General features: G+C 67.0%; 15 protein-coding genes. 7 read left to right on the forward strand and 8 right to left on the reverse strand.

The genetic code is table 11. The annotated features are described in order from the left end of the window. Nucleotides 1-19: 19 nt before the first annotated feature. The 7 genes from QZM67_RS05295 to QZM67_RS05325 all read right to left on the reverse strand — a co-directional run bounded on the left by QZM67_RS05295 (nt 20) and on the right by QZM67_RS05325 (nt 6,099). The gene (locus tag QZM67_RS05295; RefSeq protein WP_301801122.1) at nt 20-526 is read right to left on the reverse strand and encodes a hypothetical protein; all 507 of its coding nucleotides are present in this window, start codon (nt 524-526) and stop codon (nt 20-22) included. A gap of 135 nt (nt 527-661) precedes the next feature. Further along, nucleotides 662-2,083 carry a sigma-54 dependent transcriptional regulator gene (locus tag QZM67_RS05300; protein WP_301801123.1) on the reverse strand — a complete coding sequence of 474 codons (1,422 nt, stop codon included), beginning with the start codon at nt 2,081-2,083 and terminating at the stop codon, nt 662-664. A 111-nt stretch (nt 2,084-2,194) separates the two neighbouring features. Continuing rightward, nucleotides 2,195-2,779: a hypothetical protein gene (locus tag QZM67_RS05305; RefSeq protein WP_175026685.1), complete on the reverse strand. Its 585-nt coding sequence runs from the start codon at nt 2,777-2,779 to the stop codon at nt 2,195-2,197. A 156-nt stretch (nt 2,780-2,935) separates the two neighbouring features. After that, nucleotides 2,936-4,672 carry a chemotaxis protein CheA gene (locus tag QZM67_RS05310; protein ID WP_301801126.1) on the reverse strand — a complete coding sequence of 579 codons (1,737 nt, stop codon included), beginning with the start codon at nt 4,670-4,672 and terminating at the stop codon, nt 2,936-2,938. Nucleotides 4,673-4,716: 44 nt separating this feature from the next. After that, nucleotides 4,717-4,998 carry a hypothetical protein gene (locus tag QZM67_RS05315; protein ID WP_011354481.1) on the reverse strand — a complete coding sequence of 94 codons (282 nt, stop codon included), beginning with the start codon at nt 4,996-4,998 and terminating at the stop codon, nt 4,717-4,719. 74 nt (nt 4,999-5,072) lie between these two features. After that, a complete protein-coding gene (locus QZM67_RS05320) occupies nt 5,073-5,663 on the reverse strand; it encodes a hypothetical protein (RefSeq protein ID WP_175022177.1) in 591 nt (196 codons plus the stop codon). Between the two features lie 112 nt (nt 5,664-5,775). After that, on the reverse strand, nt 5,776-6,099 hold the full coding sequence (locus QZM67_RS05325) for a hypothetical protein (protein ID WP_301801128.1): 324 nt from the start codon (nt 6,097-6,099) through the stop codon (nt 5,776-5,778). Between the two features lie 1,699 nt (nt 6,100-7,798). On the opposite strand from QZM67_RS05325, the gene QZM67_RS05330 reads away from it, so the two are divergent. The 5 genes from QZM67_RS05330 to QZM67_RS05350 are packed head-to-tail and all read left to right on the forward strand — an operon-like array spanning nt 7,799 to nt 14,303. Beyond that, nucleotides 7,799-8,200 carry a hypothetical protein gene (locus QZM67_RS05330; protein WP_301801130.1) on the forward strand — a complete coding sequence of 134 codons (402 nt, stop codon included), beginning with the start codon at nt 7,799-7,801 and terminating at the stop codon, nt 8,198-8,200. Continuing rightward, nucleotides 8,193-9,200 (forward strand): UDP-glucuronic acid decarboxylase family protein, encoded by a 1,008-nt coding sequence (locus QZM67_RS05335; RefSeq protein ID WP_301801131.1) that lies wholly within the window; start codon nt 8,193-8,195, stop codon nt 9,198-9,200. Before QZM67_RS05330 ends, QZM67_RS05335 begins: the two co-directional genes overlap by 8 nt. After that, nucleotides 9,197-10,186: a UDP-glucose 4-epimerase GalE gene (galE, locus tag QZM67_RS05340; RefSeq protein ID WP_301801133.1), complete on the forward strand. Its 990-nt coding sequence runs from the start codon at nt 9,197-9,199 to the stop codon at nt 10,184-10,186. The genes QZM67_RS05335 and galE overlap by 4 nt, the downstream gene beginning before the upstream one ends. A gap of 35 nt (nt 10,187-10,221) precedes the next feature. Beyond that, complete coding sequence (locus QZM67_RS05345; RefSeq protein ID WP_301801135.1) at nt 10,222-11,625, forward strand: UDP-glucose/GDP-mannose dehydrogenase family protein; 1,404 nt, start codon at nt 10,222-10,224, stop codon at nt 11,623-11,625. Between the two features lie 26 nt (nt 11,626-11,651). Then, entirely contained in the window at nt 11,652-14,303 is a 2,652-nt protein-coding gene (locus QZM67_RS05350) for a glycosyltransferase family 2 protein (RefSeq protein WP_301801137.1), read from the forward strand. Nucleotides 14,304-14,341: 38 nt separating this feature from the next. Here QZM67_RS05350 and QZM67_RS05355 read toward each other — a convergent pair whose 3' ends face one another. Beyond that, nucleotides 14,342-15,265: an AraC family transcriptional regulator gene (locus QZM67_RS05355; RefSeq protein WP_301801139.1), complete on the reverse strand. Its 924-nt coding sequence runs from the start codon at nt 15,263-15,265 to the stop codon at nt 14,342-14,344. Between the two features lie 181 nt (nt 15,266-15,446). Here QZM67_RS05355 and QZM67_RS05360 point away from each other — a divergent pair, with 181 nt between their 5' ends. Continuing rightward, nucleotides 15,447-15,908, forward strand: coding sequence for a (2Fe-2S)-binding protein (locus QZM67_RS05360; RefSeq protein ID WP_301801141.1), 462 nt, complete (start codon nt 15,447-15,449; stop codon nt 15,906-15,908). A 2-nt stretch (nt 15,909-15,910) separates the two neighbouring features. Further along, nucleotides 15,911-18,121, forward strand: a complete 2,211-nt coding sequence (locus QZM67_RS05365; protein ID WP_301801142.1) for a xanthine dehydrogenase family protein molybdopterin-binding subunit — start codon at nt 15,911-15,913, stop codon at nt 18,119-18,121. Nucleotides 18,122-18,208 lie beyond the last annotated feature (87 nt).

Genomic DNA, 18,208 nt, shown 5'->3' on the forward strand with positions numbered 1-18,208 from the left:
TGCGCGCCGGGCCACGCGCTCAGGCGCTGACGCCCTGCCTCGCGCGCCGCAGCCGGCGCGCCGCCAGCTTGCGCCGCACGAGCTGCTCGAACTGTTGCGTCGCGACCTCCGGATCGCGCGCGGCCAGCCCGAGCGCGTTGCGCGCGAGCTGGATCGGCGTCAGCACGAGGCCCCACGGCAGCCCCCACCAGCCGAACGCGGCCGACGCCAGCAGCGCGACCGCCTGCTTCCGGCGGCCGCAACGCCGGCAGCACACATGGCGCCGCGTCGCCCAGCGCGTGACGAACAGCAACGACACGACGCGATGCGACGCATGGACATCGACCGGCCAGTCGTCGCGACGGCAGATCGGGCATGGCCCGTAACGCCAGTCGTGCACGTACTCCCAGACTTTCGCGTCGGGCACCCGTTCCGCCTCGACGACGATCGCATGCGCCCGGGCGCACGCCGGACGGCAATAGCGGCGGCCGTCGATCGACCGCCCGCCGACCAGGAACGTCCTGCCGCAGTGACTGCACTCTGCCACGGTAACCTCGGATAAGCGTGATGCGCCGCGTGCCGGCCGCGCGCGCATCGCTGCGCCGGCGGTCCGGACGGGCCGTTGCCTGTCTTAACGGCCGCCGTCGGGCGGTCTTGAGCGGCTGCGCTGCGCCGCGGCGCGTCAGCCGTGCAGCCCGTGGGCGGTCATCAGCCGATACAGCGTCGCGCGCGAGATGCCCAGCTCGGCCGCCACGTCCGCGTGCTGGTGGCGGTGCCGCAGCAGCGTTTCCTCGATCGCGTGCCGCTCGGCCTGCCGGCGCGCTTCCGCGAGCGTCGGCGGCTGCCGCGACGTGTACTGCTGCAGTTCGAGATCGGCGGCCGAGATCATCGGGCCGTTCGTCATCACGACCGCGAACCGGATCCGGTTGATCAGCTCGCGCACGTTGCCGGGCCACGGATAGTTGTGGATCGCTTCGATCGCGCACGGCATGAAGCCGCGAATCCGGTGCGAACTGTCGCCGCGATAGCGCCGCAGCACGTGGTCGGCGAGCAGCATGATGTCGCGGCCGCGCACGCGCAGCGGCGGCTCGTCGATGCGCAGCACGCACAGTCGGTAGTACAGGTCGGCACGGAACCGCCCCGCCTGCATCGCGGCCTCGAGATCGACGTGAGTCGCCGACACGATCCGCACGTCCACCGGAATCGACGCGTGCCCGCCGAGCCGCTCGATCGTGCCTTCCTGCAGGAAGCGCAGCAGGCTTGCCTGGCTTTCGAACGGCATGTCGCCGATTTCATCGAGAAACAGCGTGCCGCCGTGCGCAGCCTCGATCCGCCCGATCTTGCGCTGGTGCGCGCCCGTGAACGCGCCGCGCTCGTGGCCGAACAGTTCGGCCTGCAGCAGCGTCGACGGAATGGCCGCGCAATTCACGGCGACGAACGGCGCCTCGGCGCGCAACGACTGCTGGTGGATCGCTGCCGCCGTCAGCTCCTTGCCGGTGCCGGATTCGCCAGCGATGAAGACGGTGGCATCCGTGTTCGCGACCTTGCGGATCGTCGCGAACAGCCGGCGCATCGCGTTGCACGAGCCGATCATCGTGCCGCCGGGGGGCGCCGCATCGGCGTCCTGGCTGCCGTCCGCGAGCTTCAGCATCCCGTATGCATGGCCGACCAGATAGCCGATCGTCGTGTACGCGGTCGTGTTGCGCACGTAGTCGAAGCAGCAGTGGCGAATCAGGCGCGCGATGGCGAGATCCCGCAGCCGCTCGTCGTCGGCGAGTGCGACCCAGCCGACGCGCGGGTCGCGCAGCAGCGCCTCGAACGACATGACGTCGGGCGACGCGAAGCCGCCGAAATCGACGATGCCCGCATGCGGACGGTTCGCCCTGACGAGATTCAGTGCGTCCGCAACGGTTTTCGCGCGCCACACGTCCCAGCCACGCGACGCGAGACAGTCGACGAGCGCGGCATCGGGCTGCTGCGACAGGTAGACGAGCGGCCGCGACGGTACGACATGGTTGCGCCGGACGGCGACGAACGGCGCCGTCCCCGCATCGCGTTCGAGATCCTGCGGGCCCGATACCCTGATCTGGCAGCAATAGTTCACGATGGCCTCGTCGCTTGGGTTGGTTGTCGAAACGGCCGTTGCCGGATCGCGCAGGGCGGGACATCGTGGTCCCGCGGCGCGGCGCCCGGCCGTCCTCGAATTGACGTTTCGTTATCGGCAGAAAACGACGCGCTGTGTGTAGATTTGCGGCTCGACGACCGGCTTCGTGGAAGCGTTGAGGTCGTCACGATAGGCGCGATAGGTCTTGCCGTTCACCGTGACTTCCGTCGCACGGGCCGTCTCGATCGAATTGAGCCCGTTGCGCTGCCACCCGCTCACCCGATCCGCCGCCGTCACGCTCGACTCGCCGGCGATCTTCTGCGTGATCGCGCTGCCGTCGCTCCATGGCTGCGTCTGCATGTCCTCGGCATGCTGCATCGCGCCGATCGTCTTGCCGGTCGGCGTCGGCCCGTTCTGCGCTTCGAACGGCGCACCACGGCCGTACACCGGCGATTGCCACGACGGCGCGTGCCCCTCCTCCGGCATCATGTAGATCATCTGCGGATCGCCGATCATCATCATCGGCGCGCATGCCGTGTTGTCGGCACGACCGAGCGTCGTCAGCGCCTGCTCGACGCTCACGGCGTTCGCGGCGGTCTGCTCGCCCAGGATCACGAAGACCGCCGGGTTCTGAAATACCGCCTGCGCTGCGGCTTGCGCGCTGTACAACAACAGAGCGACCAAAAAGATCCTCATGATTGAGGCCTCCTTGCATCCTCGTCGGGCAAAAAGAGGTGTTGACCTCGGGGATGGGACCAACACCCGTCAAACAGGAAACGACCGTCGGGCATCGGGTCCGAACGACGCCCGTGCGGCCGGCGCTCCGGTCGCACGGGAGTCCGACCCGCGTGCTTACGACGACGTGCTCGTCGAGATGACAGCCGGAGCCGGCACGACCGGGGCAACCGGGGCGGCCTGCTGGTCGACCGAGGCCGGCGGCAATCCTTGCGCCGGATCGGACAACGCCGGCATGTCGGCGGGCTGCGCAGCGGCCTCGTCCGGCACCTTCGCGTCGGCGTTCGGCTGGTCGGCCGGCGCAGCGGCGACGGCAGGCTGCGCGGCTTCCGGCGCGGGCGCTTCCGCGGCGACCGGAGCCGGCTCGGCGGCCTTCGCATCGGCTGCCGGGGCGGGCATCGCGGTATCGGCTGCGGGCGCCGCGACGACGGCAGCAGCCGGCGTCGTGTCGGCAGCCGGCGCGGCAGCGGCCTGCGCGGCGTTGTCGGTCGCCGCCGGGATCGGCTCCGGCGCCTTGTCGGCGACGGGCTGCACGGGCTCGGGGGCCTTGTCGGCAACTGCCGGTTCAGGTTCGGGCGCCTTGTCGGCAACCGCCGGTGCGGGCTCGGCGGCCTTGTCGGCAACCGCCGGTGCGGGTTCGGCGGCCTTGTCGGCAACCGCCGGTGCGGGCTCCGGTGCCTTGTCGGCCACGGGCTGCACGGGCTCGGGTGCCTTCGTGTCGGCAACCGGCGCGGCAGGCACCGGCGATGCCTTGTCCGCCACTGCCGGTGCGGCGATCACGGCGGCAGCCGGTACGGCTGCGATCGCGGCCGCCGGTACGACCGACGCTGCGGGTGCGGCGGCGACAGCGGGCGCGGCGGCCACCGCGGGCGCTACGGCTGCGGCCGGTGCCGCGGCTGCAACGGCGGGGACTGCGACGGCCGGTGCGGCCGCCACTGCAGGCGTCGCCACTGCCGGTGCGGCAGCTGCAACCGCCGGTGCTGCAACAGCCGGTGCGGCCGCAACCGGCGCCATCGTCGGCACGGGCACCGGTACCGGCACCGACACGGGTGCCGCCTGCACCGAGGTCGTCGCCACCGGGCGGGGCTGCGCAGGTGCCGGCGCGGCAGCACCCAGCGGCGGCAGGCCCATGCGGTCGCGCACGATCGGATCGTGATACTTCACGTCGTCGGCGACGGTCGCCTCTGCGCTCGGCGCCACGTTCGAACGGGCGAGCGGCGCGGTCGTGCCCGGGCACAGGTGCCCGGTCGCTTCCACCGCACGCCGGTTCGCGTCGCTCTGGCAGAGCAGCGCAAGCGCCACGTCGGTCAGGCCCATCGCACGGAATTCACGCGCATCGAGACGCCGGACGCAGGCCTGGTCGACCAGTGTCGTGCCGCCCGTCGCGCCGAACCCCGGGAACGACACGCCGACGCTCACCGATCCCATGCAGGTATCGGACAGCGTGGTCGTGAGGCCCGGCGCCTGGATCGCTGGGTTCGTCTTGATCGTCTGCGTCCCGGAGTAATTGACGTTTTCCGCCGACTGGGTGTTGTACGGGTTGGTGCCGGGCGCGCCGGACGACTGCAGCGACTGCGGCGTCACGCTCGTGCCGCCGCTCGTGCTGGACGGCATCGTCACGTTCACGTTCACGCTCGAATTGCCGCTGCTGCGAACCCCGCTGGAGCTGGTGGCGTTCCCGCCGCGCGAGCTCGTGGTGTTCGAGTTCATGCTCGAGCCGCCGCCCTGGCTGATCGCCGTCGACGACGTCGACGACTGCGCGCTCGAAGTCGAATCGGCGGTTTGCGCCTGGGCGCCAATCGTGGTCATCGCGAACATCGCTGCGCATGCCACCTTGATCCTGTTGCTGTTCATTTCACTCTCCGGACGAGGTTTGACCTCCCACCCAGGCAACCGTACTAATTCCCCTGATTCCCTTCAGCTTTGCCTGCTTCCCCGAACTGTTTCCAGCCGTTGCCCAGCTGGGACCATGAGCCGGCCGACATGCCCTGCCACTGCTGGGCGTCTGGTCCACCGATGGCACTTCCCGAAGAAAGCGTTTGTTGTTCTGACGGTTTGGTTGTCTGGTCAGGGTTGTTTGACGTCTGCAAATTCGATTGCACGTCGTTGGCAATACGGTCAGCGCCATACGCCGTCAGAGACGCGAGCATCAGAGCGGCGGCAATCAGTTTCTGCTTCATGCCAACTCCTTACGTGACAACAATGTGGGGAAAAGAGACCAGCGTCGCTGGGAAACTGGTCCCCCCACACCTGACTAATGACTGCTTCCGGTCGCGCTCGAACTGCCCAGGCTTCCGCCCGCCGCGGACGGCGAGCCGGCCGGACCGGTACTCCACACGGTCGACGAGTTGAAGTGATCCGAGCCGGCAATCGCGCCCGAACCGCCACTGCCCGTCAGGCCAGCGGCACCCGCGTTGGCAATGCCCTGGTCGTTTCCGCCCGCAGCCGTATAGTGGTTCGCGCCGAGTACGATCGTGGCGGTTACCCCTCCCGATAGCGCATTCGCGTTCTCGTTCGTGCTGCTGTTTCCACCGTACGAGCCTGCGGCACCGATACCGCCGCCTGCCGCAAACGCGCCTCCGTTCGTGCCCGAACCGCTGGCCGTCGAAGTCGAGTTGTGGAAGGCGGATGCCGTGCCGGCGGAACCAGCGGGTGTTACGGTACTGCCTGCATTCGCGCCCGCCGTCGAAGTCGAATTGCTGGTATAGCTGCCGGAACCGACCAGCACCGACCCTGAAACACCAGCCGCAACGGATTGCGTCTGGTTGGTCGTGGACGAACCCGCTGCCAATGCAGCCGACGATAAGACGGTGAGCGCTGTCGCAAATATGACGTTGGCTTTCATAGCAATTCCTTGCTGTGAGTAAGTTCGGCGGTGGCGGAGCCGGGCCTGCCCCCCATCGAGCGAAACCCGGCGTCCGTACCGCCAGCCATTGACGAACGCTACGCTCCGCCGCTTAGTAGTGCGTCGTCCAGCCGATCGAGCCGGCATTCGCGCCGCTGTTGCCACCAGCCTGTGCGCCGCCGAAGCCGAAGCCGCCCACTTGCGAGGTGTTGGTGTGGTTCGTGTACGAGATCGAGCCGCTGCTGCCATGGCCGGCCGTTGCGCCAGCTGCGCCGAGCGCTGCACCGGAATCGGTCGCGCCGAAAACGCCGAACCCGACGACCCCGGCCATCGTCGAACCGTTGCTCGACGAATTGCTGGTCGATACCGTGCCGCTGCCAGCGAACGCTGCACCCGAAACCGCCAGAACTGCTGCTGCAATCAGAAGCTTCTTCATGGTCGACTCCAAAACGGCGTGAACGGAGTGAGTCAGGAAGATCGCACGCCATCAACCTTCCTGACTTGAGCAATCCTAAAAAAATAAGGATCACTATCCAATTAAGAAAAACATGTTGCCTTTTCAATTCAGATTCTTTGTTATTTTTTCCAGACGAAGCTTAGCTTCGCGATTTTTCGTTATCCAAATTTTTTTGATAGGTGTTTTCGATTATTTTTGTGAACATTCGCCTTATGGCGAAAACACCATTGCTTGACAAGCCGGAACGGTGCGCACACCTTTCCGGCCCGCGATATTCGACACCCCGCCGGACGGCATGCCGGCACGCGGCACGTCATTCCGGAATCGAAATTTCGCGAATACATTAACCACCGAAAAATGCAGCGCCGTTGAAAATACACCCTTTACCCGGGCGACAACGGGCCTGCATTGCAGCCAGGTGGCATGGCTTCTCCCTGAACTGTCGACGAAAGGTCTTCCGGATAATCCGGCCGACGCGCGTTCGATCTAATCCGGCCGGCGCCGGCATGGGCCTGGCGCGATCGAAGCAACCCTGCACAGTCGAGAACGAATCGGCATCACGCTGTCCGGCACGAACAGCCTGATCCATCCGGGTGAACTGCATGAAAGCGAGCCCCGCTGTCGCCCGACTGTCGTGCGGCGCGACAACCGCGCCAGCACGCGAAGCGCGCGGCGGGCAAGAAACCGGTACGGAGCAGCCCGCGAAGCTGGCACAGCGTCGCGAGCGACTCCCCGATCTTTCCGACTCCCCCACTGATGCGCAAAGTACGCGCCGATCAAGCTACTGCTTATGGTCTTCATCGCCGTTTCCCCGACTGCTTATTGACGAGTTGGCCGCCCCACCTCTTCGTTACTTCGTGTCGGCCGCCCGCCGGTGCGTCCAATACCGCAAGCAGCGTGCCACGTGATATTCCACCGCATATTGCGCACGGCAAACGGCCGCCACGGCGGCCCGCAGCGCCGGGATCGACATTTTTTGTTTCAGGAATGTATCGCAACAACGGTTTGGCACCCTCCGCGATCGTTGAGCGCCGCGAAGCAATAGCCGGATTAGACGGACGAATCCGGCTCGCAGGCCGGCGCCGGATGGCCAGATGAACGGGTGTTTCAAACTTGAGAAGCGCACGGCCGTACAGGGCGGGCGGCGCGGCCATTTCCGCTTGCGAACCGTGGCTCGCGGCATCTGCGCCCCCCTCCCGCACCACCACAAACGAGAATCGATTCGCCCGATATCGGGCGCCGATGGCCCGACACAGCAGCCTCCGACAAGTCGTCGACCCGCGTTTCCCCTGATGGCCGAAACGAATTTGATTCATCCGTGAAAATACCAACGCGATCACATGCCGATCGAGCGTCGAAATCGGGCAAAAAATAAGACTTTCGTACTCGCGCAATCATTAAAACAAATGAAAACGTGCGCCCTCACCAGGACTCCCCACAACCCTTTTTCGCTTTCATTCGCCCTGCCTTTCATGCACCGAATCATCCGATGGGCTACGCATCCGAGAAACGTCTTTAATCCGCTATCGATGCATTTCTCATTGATGAAACATTCAAATTCAACACATTTTTTATGAATCCATTCCCGCAAAAGCCTGATTTATCGTGCGTTTCGTCGTATCGAATCGTATCGATCCGGCAATGGGCCTGCGCGCTTTCCTGTCCCCACGATACACGCATGAAACAAAAGCGCGCCTATCGCGCGGCAATCACGCCACCACGCCTCCCGCGCATCGCGACGGCATCGTTCATGGCATGCCGATTGCCTGATCTCCGGCTCTCACCGAGCGGCACGCCAGGGCACAAGATCACGGGCGGCGGTCTGCTCGCCAATCAGCGTATCGGGGAAAAGGCGATGAAGATCACCACCGATCGAGCGACGCTTGCGTCGTTCAAGCATCAACGTGGCAGTCAACGTAATCGAAGCGCCTGTCGCGGCGCTTCGTCGACCTCAGCACATGCGAACCGGCGCTTGCCGACACGCTACCCGTGCAGCGGGATGGAACGCGCGCGCGCCGCCGTCGAGCAGATCGACGTGGGGTTCCCGGAGCTGAACGACGAAGGAGAAAGCCATGAATGACAGGGTCGCGCTCGAGACGCGCGCCGGTCAGCGCGTCCTCGTGACGGGCGGCGCCGGCTTCCTCGGCAGCTACGTCTGCGAGCGCCTGGTCATGGAAGGCGCATCCGTCACGTGCATCGACAGCCTGCTGACGGGACGCAAGCTCAACGTCGCCGACCTGAAAGCGTCCGGCCGCTTCGAGTTCGTGAAGGGCGACGTCTCGCTCGGCCTGCCGCAACTGCAGGTGGACGAAATCTGGAATCTCGCGTGCGCGGCATCGCCGCCCACCTACCAGATCGATCCCGTCCATACGATGATGACGAACGTGCTCGGCATGAACCACTGCCTCGCGCTTGCGCGCAAGACCGGCGCGCGCGTGTTCCAGGCATCGACCAGCGAGATCTACGGCGACCCGGGCGTGCACCCGCAGACGGAAACCTATCGCGGCAACGTGAACACGATCGGCCCGCGTGCGTGCTACGACGAAGGCAAGCGCGCGGCCGAGGCGCTGTGTTACGACTACTACCGCACGCACGACATCGACGTGCGCGTCGCGCGTATCTTCAACACCTACGGCCCGCGGATGTCGCCGCGCGACGGCCGCGTCGTGTCGAACTTCATCGTCGGCGCACTCAACGGCGCGCCGCTCGAAATCTACGGCGACGGCCGGCAGACGCGTTCGTTCTGCTTCGCCAGCGACCTGATCGACGGCTTCTTCTGCCTGATGCGCGCCGAGCGCAACGTCGGCACGCCGGTCAACATCGGCAACCCCGGCGAATTCACGATGATCGAGCTCGCGGAGAAAGTGCTCGCGATGACCGGCTCGAAATCGGAGCTCGTGTTCCGGCCGCTGCCGATCGACGATCCGCACCAGCGCCGGCCCGACATCTCGATCGCGTCGGCCGAGCTCGGCTGGCGGCCGGCCATCGATCTCGACGAAGGCCTGCGCCGGACCGTCGACTATTTCAGCCGGGAACTGTGGCTCGAGCCGGTGCTGCGCATGACCGGGGCCACGGCATGAAAGTGCTCGTGACAGGCGGAGCGGGCTATATCGGCAGCCATACCTGCAAGGCGCTCGCGGCAGCGGGACATGAGCCGGTCGCCTACGACAATCTGTCGACCGGCCATCGCGACGCGGTGCGATGGGGGCCGCTCGTCGCGGCCGACATTCTCGACCGCGACGCGCTGTCGAACGCGTTCGCCACGCATCGGCCCGACGTCGTGATCCATTTCGCCGCGCTCGCCTATGTCGGCGAATCGGTGCTCGCGCCCGACCGCTATTACACGGTCAACGTCACGGGCACCTGCACGCTGCTGAGCGCGATGCGCGCAGCCGGCGTCGGCCGGATCGTGATGTCGTCGTCGTGCGCGACGTACGGCATTCCGGATGGGCTGCCGATCTCGGAACGCACGCCGCAGTTGCCGATCAATCCGTACGGCTTTTCCAAGTACGCGATGGAACGGATGGCCGCCGATTTCGAGCGCGCATACGCGTTGAAGTGGGTCGCGCTGCGCTATTTCAACGCGGCGGGCGCGGACCCGGACGGCACGATCGGTGAATGCCACGAACCGGAAACGCACGCGCTGCCGCTCGCGATCCGCGCGGCACTCGGCACCGGCCACGCGTTCCAGGTGATGGGCACCGACTACCCGACGCCCGACGGCTCGGCGATTCGCGACTACGTGCACGTGAGCGACCTCGCCGATGCGCACGTGAAAGCGACCGCCTATCTGTGCGGCGGCGGCCACAGCGTCGCGCTGAATCTCGGTACCGGCAAAGGAACGTCGGTGCTCGACGCGCTGCGCGCCGTCGAAGCCGTGACGGGCCGCCGCGTGCCGACGGTGACGGCCGCGCGCCGCCCGGGCGATCCGCCCGCGTTGTACGCCGACGCCACGAAAGCCGCGCTCGTGCTCGGCTGGCGGCCGCGTTTCACCGCGATCGAACCGATGGTCGAACACGCCGCGGCATGGTTTCAGAAAGAACTGCAATTCGCATCCGGCAAGTGAGCAAGTTTCCTTGAACGCCACGCAGGGGAATCACCATGAAGGTACGGATCGCCATCGTCGGCACGGGCTACGTCGGGCTGGTCAGCGGCGCGTGCTTTGCGGATCTCGGGCATGACGTCATCTGCATCGACAACAATCGCGGCAAGATCGACGCGTTGCACGAAGGCCGCATACCGATCTACGAACCGGGCCTCGACGCCGTCGTCGCACGCAACGTCGAACGCGGCACGCTGCGCTTCAGCAGCGACCTCGCGGCAAGCGTGCGCGATCGCGACGCGGTATTCATCGCGGTCGGCACGCCGACGCTGCCGGGCACCGACCAGGCGGACCTGCAGTATGTCGAGGCGGCCGCGCGGGAGATTGCGGCGAACCTGACCGGTTTCGCGGTCGTCGTCACGAAGTCGACGGTGCCGGTCGGCACCAACCGGATCGTCAAGCAGATCGTCGAACGCTGCGCGCCGGACGGCGTCGACGCGGCGATCGCGTCGAATCCGGAGTTCCTGCGCGAAGGCTCGGCGATCGACGATTTCATGCATCCGGATCGCGTCGTGTTCGGCGCCGAGCATCCGCGCGCGATCGAGATCATGAAAACCATCTACGCGCCGCTGGAAGCGACCGGCCATCTCGTACTCGCGACCGAGATCGAAACGGCCGAACTCGTGAAATACGCGGCGAATGCGTTCCTCGCGGTGAAGATCAGCTACATCAACGAGATCTCGGACCTGTGCGAAGCAGTGGGCGCCGATGTCGAACTGGTCGCGAACGGCATGGGCCTCGACCGCCGCATCGGCGCGTCGTTCCTGAAGGCCGGCCCCGGCTGGGGCGGCTCGTGCTTCCCGAAGGACACGCGCGCGCTGAAGGCGACGGCGTCCGAACATGCGGTGCCGTTGCGCATCGTCAGCGCGGCGATCGAATCGAACGCGCTGCGCAAGGAACAGATCCTGCGCCGGATCGAGAAGGCGTGCGGCGGCTCGATCAAGGACAAGCGCATCGCGGTGCTCGGCCTCACGTTCAAAGGCCAGACCGACGACGTGCGCGAAAGCCCGAGCATCGACGTGATCCAGTTGCTCGTCGGCGCGGGCGCGCATATCCGCGCATACGACCCGGCGCGTCCGCACGAGGCGTCGCGGCTGCTGCCGCAGGTGTTCATGGAGGGCTCCGCGATCGACGCGGTGCGCAGCGCGGACGCCGTCGTCGTGATGACCGAATGGAAAGCGTTCGAGGCACTCGATCTCGCCGACCTCGCGGATCACATGGCCGATCCCGTGATGCTCGACATGCGCAACCTGTTCAGCGAACGGCTGGCCGTCGACAGCGGCTTTCGACGTTACGAACGCGTGGGCCGCTCGTGCGGCGAACACACGCCGGCCAACCCGGCACCGGAACACCCGCACCTGAGCGGGGACATCCGGCCGCAGCGCGGCCTGCTTCAAGACTGATGGTCTGACCTTGACGGGAGAACACCATGAAGAAGCTGGTTGCGTCGCTTGCCGGCGGCCCTGCGCCGGATACGGCCGACACCACCGCCCCGGAAGTGGATCGTGCCGCACCGCTGCACGCGGACGTCCCGCTTCTCGTCCCGTTGATGGACAGCGGGACCAAAATCGTCTTCCATATCCTCGCGCTGTGCTGGTTCGTCGCGCTGGGCATCTTCTGGCGCTGGTGGCTGCGCGACGAGCACTATGTCGACGCATTCCGCTTCGGCGTCAACTGCTTCGTGCTGTTCTGGACCACCTTCATTCCCGGCTACTTCATCTTCATCATCCGCTCGGCGGTCGTGCCGAACCCCGCGCTGCCGGTGCCGCGCGACTGGCGCGTCGCGATGGTCGTCACCAAGGCGCCATCCGAGCCGTTCGACATCGTCCGCACGACGCTGCTCGCGATGCTCGACCAGACCTACCCGCACGATACGTGGCTCGCCGATGAAGACCCGTCGCCCGAGACGCTCGACTGGTGCCGCGAGCACGGCGTATTCGTGTCGACGCGGCGCGGCATTGCCGCGTACCACCGCGCAAGCTGGCCGCGCCGCACCAAGTGCAAGGAAGGCAATCTCGCGTACTTCTACGATATGGTCGGCTACGACAACTACGATTTCGTGTCGCAGCTCGATGCCGATCACGTGCCGACCCGGACCTATCTCGAGGAGATGCTGCGGCCGTTCATCGATCCGGAAGTCGGCTACGTGTCGGCGCCGAGCATCTGCGACAGCAACGCGGCCGCGAGCTGGAGCGCACGCGGGCGCGTGAACGTCGAGGGGCCGCTGCACGGCACGATGCAGGCCGGCTATGCGGGCGGCCTCGCGCCGCTGTGCATCGGCTCGCACTATGCGGTGCGCTGCCGCGCGCTGCGCGAGATCGGCGGGCTCGGGCCCGAACTCGCCGAGGATCACTCGACCACGATGATCTTCAATTCGAAGGGCTGGCGCGGCATGCATGCGCTGAACGCGATCGCGAACGGCGAAGGGCCGCGCACGTTCGGCGACCTGGCCACGCAGGAATTCCAGTGGTCCAAGAGCGTGATGATCATCATGCTGCGCTACACGCGCCACTATTTCATGGGGCTGCCGCTGAAGCTGAAGGCGCAGTTCCTGTTCTGCCAGCTGTGGTACCCGCTGTGCGCGCTCGCGATGGCCGGCAGCGTCGTGATTCCGGTCGTCGCGCTGCTCACCGGCCGCGTGTGGGCACACGTCGACTACCTCACGTACCTCACCTACGCGCTGCCGCTGTCCGTGCTGATCCTGTGCGTCGTGACCTGGGCCACGCATTCGACCCAGTCGTGCCGCCCGCTGAATACGAAGCTGCTGTCGTGGGAAGGACTGTCGTTCGTGTTCGCGCGCTGGCCGTGGGTCGTGCTCGGCTGCGCGTCGGCGGTATTCGACTGCGTGCGCGGCAAGGAATTTCCATTCAAGGTCACGCCGAAAGGCGGCACGATCGAACAGGATGCGCCGCTGCGCGTGGTCGCGCCGTATCTGCTGATCTCGCTGTTCTGCAGCCTGCCCGTCGTCACGGTCGAGAATCCGCGCAACGCCGCCGGCTTCTATCTGTTCTCGACGCTGACGAGCATCCTGTATCTCGCGATCGCGGCGGTCATCGCGGTGAATCACGGCCGGGAGCAAGGGCTCGACGCGTCGGCGTTCAGGCAGATGTTCTTCAGCCGCCTGCCGGTACGCAACGCGTTGTTCGTGTTCGCGCTCGCGATGCTGTTGTCGGGTATCGGGCTGCGCGCGCCGAAAGGCTGGCAGGCGATGATGTGGCGCTCGGGCTTGCCGGCCGTGGTCGCGCCCGTGCCGGGCGAGCCGGTGAAGCAGCCCGAGCTCGGCGCGTACGATCCCGGGAAGACGCTCGCGGCCGATCGCGATCTCGCGTTCGATCATGTGTTCGTGTCGTGGAACGCGCCCGACATCCGCGCGGAAATCGACGATGCCTACCGGAGCGCACAGGCACGGAACCGCTCGCTGATGCTGACCATCGAGCCCTGGGCGGCCGGCGATACGCGGCAAGGCGCGCTGCTCGACGATATCGCGCACGGGCGCTACGACGCGCGGATCGCGGCCACCTGCTCGGCGCTCGCCGCGTTGAAGGGCCCCGTGTTCGTGCGTTGGGGCCATGAGATGGAGGCCGACACCGGACGCTATCCGTGGGCCATCGGCGATGCATCGGCCTACGTGGATGCATACCGGCGGGTCGTGACCGCCTGCCGCACGATGACCGACCAGATCCGCTTCGTGTGGTCGCCGGCCGGCAACCGGAACCTCGATGACTATTTCCCGGGCCGCGGCTATGTGGACGACGTCGGCCTGTCCGTGTTCGATTGCCCGCGCTGCGCGATCTGGCCGGCCGGCGGCCACGCCTCCGCCGCGAGCATCCTGCGGACCAAGTACGAGCGGGTGACCGACTACGGGCTGCCGGTGATGGTCACGGAACTCGGCGTCGACGGGTCGAATTCGCGCAAGCGCGAGGAGCTGGACGAATTCCAGCGGTCGCTGTGGCGCTATCCGCTACTGAAGGCCGTGGTGTATTTCAACGCGGTCGATACGCCCGGCGCGTGGCCGGCGCATTACGTGCCGGACTGGCGGATCGCGCCGACGTTCCTGCAGACGACGGTGGTCGCCAAGTGACATGACCGGTGGCCGGTGGCGTGTCGGCAGTGCTGCCGTCAGCCGAGTAGCTCCTTCTTCCGCAACTGCACGACGTCGCGCATCGGCGGCGCGCCGAACAGCCGGCTGTATTCGCGGCTGAACTGCGACGCGCTTTCGTAGCCGACGACGGCGGCCACGGACCCGACGTCGCCGCCCTGCCGCAGCAACAGCCGCCGCGCTTCGTGCAGCCGCAACTGCTTCTGGTACTGCAACGGGCTCAGCGTCGTCACGTGCTTGAAGTGATGGTGCAGCGACGACACGCTCATATTGACCGCCTGCGCGAGCGACTCGACGCGCATCGGCTCCGCGAAGTGATCGCGGATCCATTCGATCGCGCGCGCGATCCGGTGCGTCTGGCTGCCCGCGATCGCCATATGCCGCAGCCGCGTGCCCTGCCCGCTCGTCATCAGCCGGTACAGCAATTCCTTTTCGATCAGTGGCGCGACGACCGGAATGTCGGCCGGCGTATCGAGCAGCCGTAACAGCCGCAGTGCAGCATCGAGCAGCGGCGGCGTCAGCTCGGCGAGCGCGATCCCCTCGCCTTCGGGGCCCGCGTCGGGCTCGGGCAGCCGCATCTCGGCCGCGAGCTCGACGATGCGCTGCGGATCGAGCGTCAGCGACAGGCACAGGTAGGGCGCGTCCGGCGACGCGCGCGTCACGCGCGACAGGATCGGCAAGTCGATCGATGTAATCAGGCAATTCTGCGTGTCGTACTCATACGCGTGGCCGGCCACGATCACGCGCTTCGCGCCCTGCGCGGCGATCACGAGCGCGGCCCGCGACACGCCGCAGCCGAGATCGACCGGCCGCGTGTGCCGGTGCAGCATCAGGCCAGGCACGGCCGTCGAATGCGAGCCGTCCGCCGGCGCGAAACGGCCGATCAGCATCGCCAGCTCGCGCCGCCCGGATTCGCGCGACGCCTCGATATCGGTCATGTCCATGACCCTTCCTCGATCAATTTCCTCACGTCGCGCGAGCATAGCGAAACTGCCCGCGGCCTGCCGGGGATTTGCAGGATTGTTCAATAAATTTGCAGGATTGGGTAGACGAAAAAACCAGCGGCTCGCGCACACTGCCCGCTAACCGGGCGCATGCCGGGTTTTCCCCACGGAGACAATCACAATGCCTACCTCGTTTGTCCTGAACGGCAAGAACGTCACGCTCGACGCCGATCCGTCGATGCCCGTCCTCTGGGCGATTCGCGAACACGCGGGACTGACCGGCACGAAGTTCGGCTGCGGCATGGCGCAGTGCGGCGCGTGCACGGTGCATCTCGAAGGCCAGGCCGTCCGCTCGTGCGTGCTGCCGCTCGCCGGCATCGCGGGCAAGCACATCACGACGATCGAAGGCGTGCAGAGCAAGCCCGCGCAGGCCGTGCAGGCCGCCTGGGTCAAATTGCAGGTGCCGCAATGCGGCTACTGCCAGTCGGGCCAGATCATGTCGGCCACCGCGCTGCTCGAACAGAACCCGAAGCCGACCGACGCGGACATCGACGCCGCGATGAACGGCAACCTGTGCCGCTGTGCGACCTACGCCCGCATCCGGGCGGCGATCCACGACGCGGCCGCAACGCTGGGAGCGTGACCATGACGATCGAACTCGACAACACCGGTTCGGTGCGTCCGTCGCGCCGCACGTTCCTGAAGGCCGCGGGCGCCGCGGCCGCCGTCAGCCTGACCATCGGCTTCGAATGGGCCGGCCTCGGCCGCCGCGCGCTGGCGGCGACGGCCCCCGCCGCCGACTTCGCGCCGAACGCGTTCCTGCGCATCACGCCCGACGGCGCCGTCACGGTCATCGCGAAGCACGTCGAACTGGGCCAGGGCGCGTATACGGGCATCGCGACGATCGTCGCCGAGGAGCTCGACGCCGACTGGTCGCACGTGCGCGTCGAGAGCGCGCCCGCCGACGCGAAACGCTACGCGAACCTCGCGTTCGGCACGATGCAGGGGACGGGTGGCAGCTCGGCCATGTCGAACTCGTGGCAGCAACTGCGCGAAGCGGGCGGCAAGGCCCGCGCGATGCTGGTATCGGCCGCGGCAGCCCGCTGGAAGGTACCGGCCAGCGAGCTGACGACGGCCAATGGCGTCGTCACGCATGCGAAGAGCGGCAAGACGGCCGCGTACGGCACGCTCGTCGCCGATGCGTCGAAGCTGCCCGTGCCCGACAAGGTCACGCTGAAGCAGCCGGCCGAATTCAAGCTGATCGGTCACCGGATTCCGCGCGTCGACGCGTCGGCGAAATCGAACGGCACCGCGCATTTCACGCTCGACACGACCTTCCCCGGCATGCGCGTCGCGCTGCTGCAGCGCCCGCCGCGCTTCGGCGCGAAGGTGAAATCGTTCGACGCGACGGCGGCCAAGGCCGTGCCGGGCGTCGTGTCGGTCGTGCAGGTGCCGGGCGGCGTCGCAGTCGTCGGAACCGGCTTCTGGGCCGCGAAACAGGGCCGCGACGCGCTGAAAGTCGAATGGGACGAAACGAACGCCGAAAAGCGCGGCTCGGACGAGATCATGCGCGAATACCGGCAGCTCGCCGACAAGCCGGGCACATCGGCACGCAAGGACGGCGATGCCGATGCGGCGATCGCGGGCGCGGCACGCAAGATCGGCGCGACCTACGAATTCCCGTATCTCGCGCACGCGCCGATGGAGCCGCTCGACGCGGTCGTCAAGCTGACGGCGAACAGCTGCGAGATCTGGGCCGGCGACCAGTTCCAGACGGTCGACCAGGCCAACGCGGCCAGGACGGCGGGCCTGAAGCCCGAGCAGGTGCAGATCCACACGCTGTACGCGGGCGGCAGCTTCGGCCGGCGCGCGAACGCGTGGTCGGACTACGTGGTCGAGGCCGTGTCGATCGCGAAAGCGCTCGGCGCAGACGGCAAGCCCGTCAAGCTGCAGTGGACGCGCGAGGACGACATCCAGGGCGGCTTCTACCGGCCGATGTACTTCCACAAGCTCGATGCGGGGCTGACCGCGGACGGCAAGCTGGTCGGCTGGCGCCACCGCATCGTCGGGCAGTCGATCCTCGCCGGCACGCCGTTCGAAGCATTCATGGTGAAGAACGGCGTCGATGCGACGTCGGTCGAGGGCGCGGCGAACCTCCCGTACGCCGTGCCGAACGTGTCGGTCGAGCTCACCACCACCAAGGTCGGCCTGCCCGTGCTGTGGTGGCGCGTGGTCGGCAGCTCGCACACGGCGTACGCGGTCGAGGCGTTCATCGACGAAGCCGCGCACACCGCTGGCAAGGATCCGTACGCGTTCCGCCGTGACCTGCTCGAGAAGGAGCCACGCATGCGCGCGGTGCTGGACCTGGCCGCGCAGAAGGCCGGCTGGGATCCGGCCAAACCGCTGCCGAAGGGCCGCGGGCGCGGGATCGCAGTCGCCGAGGCGTTCAAGAGCTATGTCGCGCAGGTGGCCGAGGTGTCGGTCGATGCAGACGGCAAGGTGAAGGTCGAGCGCGTGGTGTGCGCGGTCGATTGCGGGATCGCGATCAATCCCGACATCGTCGCCGCGCAGATGGAGGGCGGCATCGGCTTCGGGCTCGGCGCGGTGATGCACAGCGCGATCACGCTGAAGGACGGCCAGGTCGAGCAGCGCAACTTCGACGGCTACCACGTGCTGAGGATGGCCGAGATGCCGAAGGTCGAAGTGCATATCGTGCCGTCGGCCGAAGCGCCGACCGGGGTCGGCGAGCCGGGCGTCGCACCGGTCGGGCCGGCTGTCGCGAACGCGATCTTCGCGGCGACGGGCAAGCGGCATTACGTGCTGCCGTTCGATTCGGCGGATAGCGCGAAGGCGTGACGACGGGACGGAACGCCGGCTGCGGGACGGAAGACGTCTTGCGGCCGGCGTTTGTCGGCGCATCGAGGAAGACGTAACACCGACCGG

Origin of the sequence: Burkholderia sp. AU45251, from assembly GCF_030482905.1 — a bacterium.
Lineage (GTDB): Bacteria > Pseudomonadota > Gammaproteobacteria > Burkholderiales > Burkholderiaceae > Burkholderia > Burkholderia aenigmatica.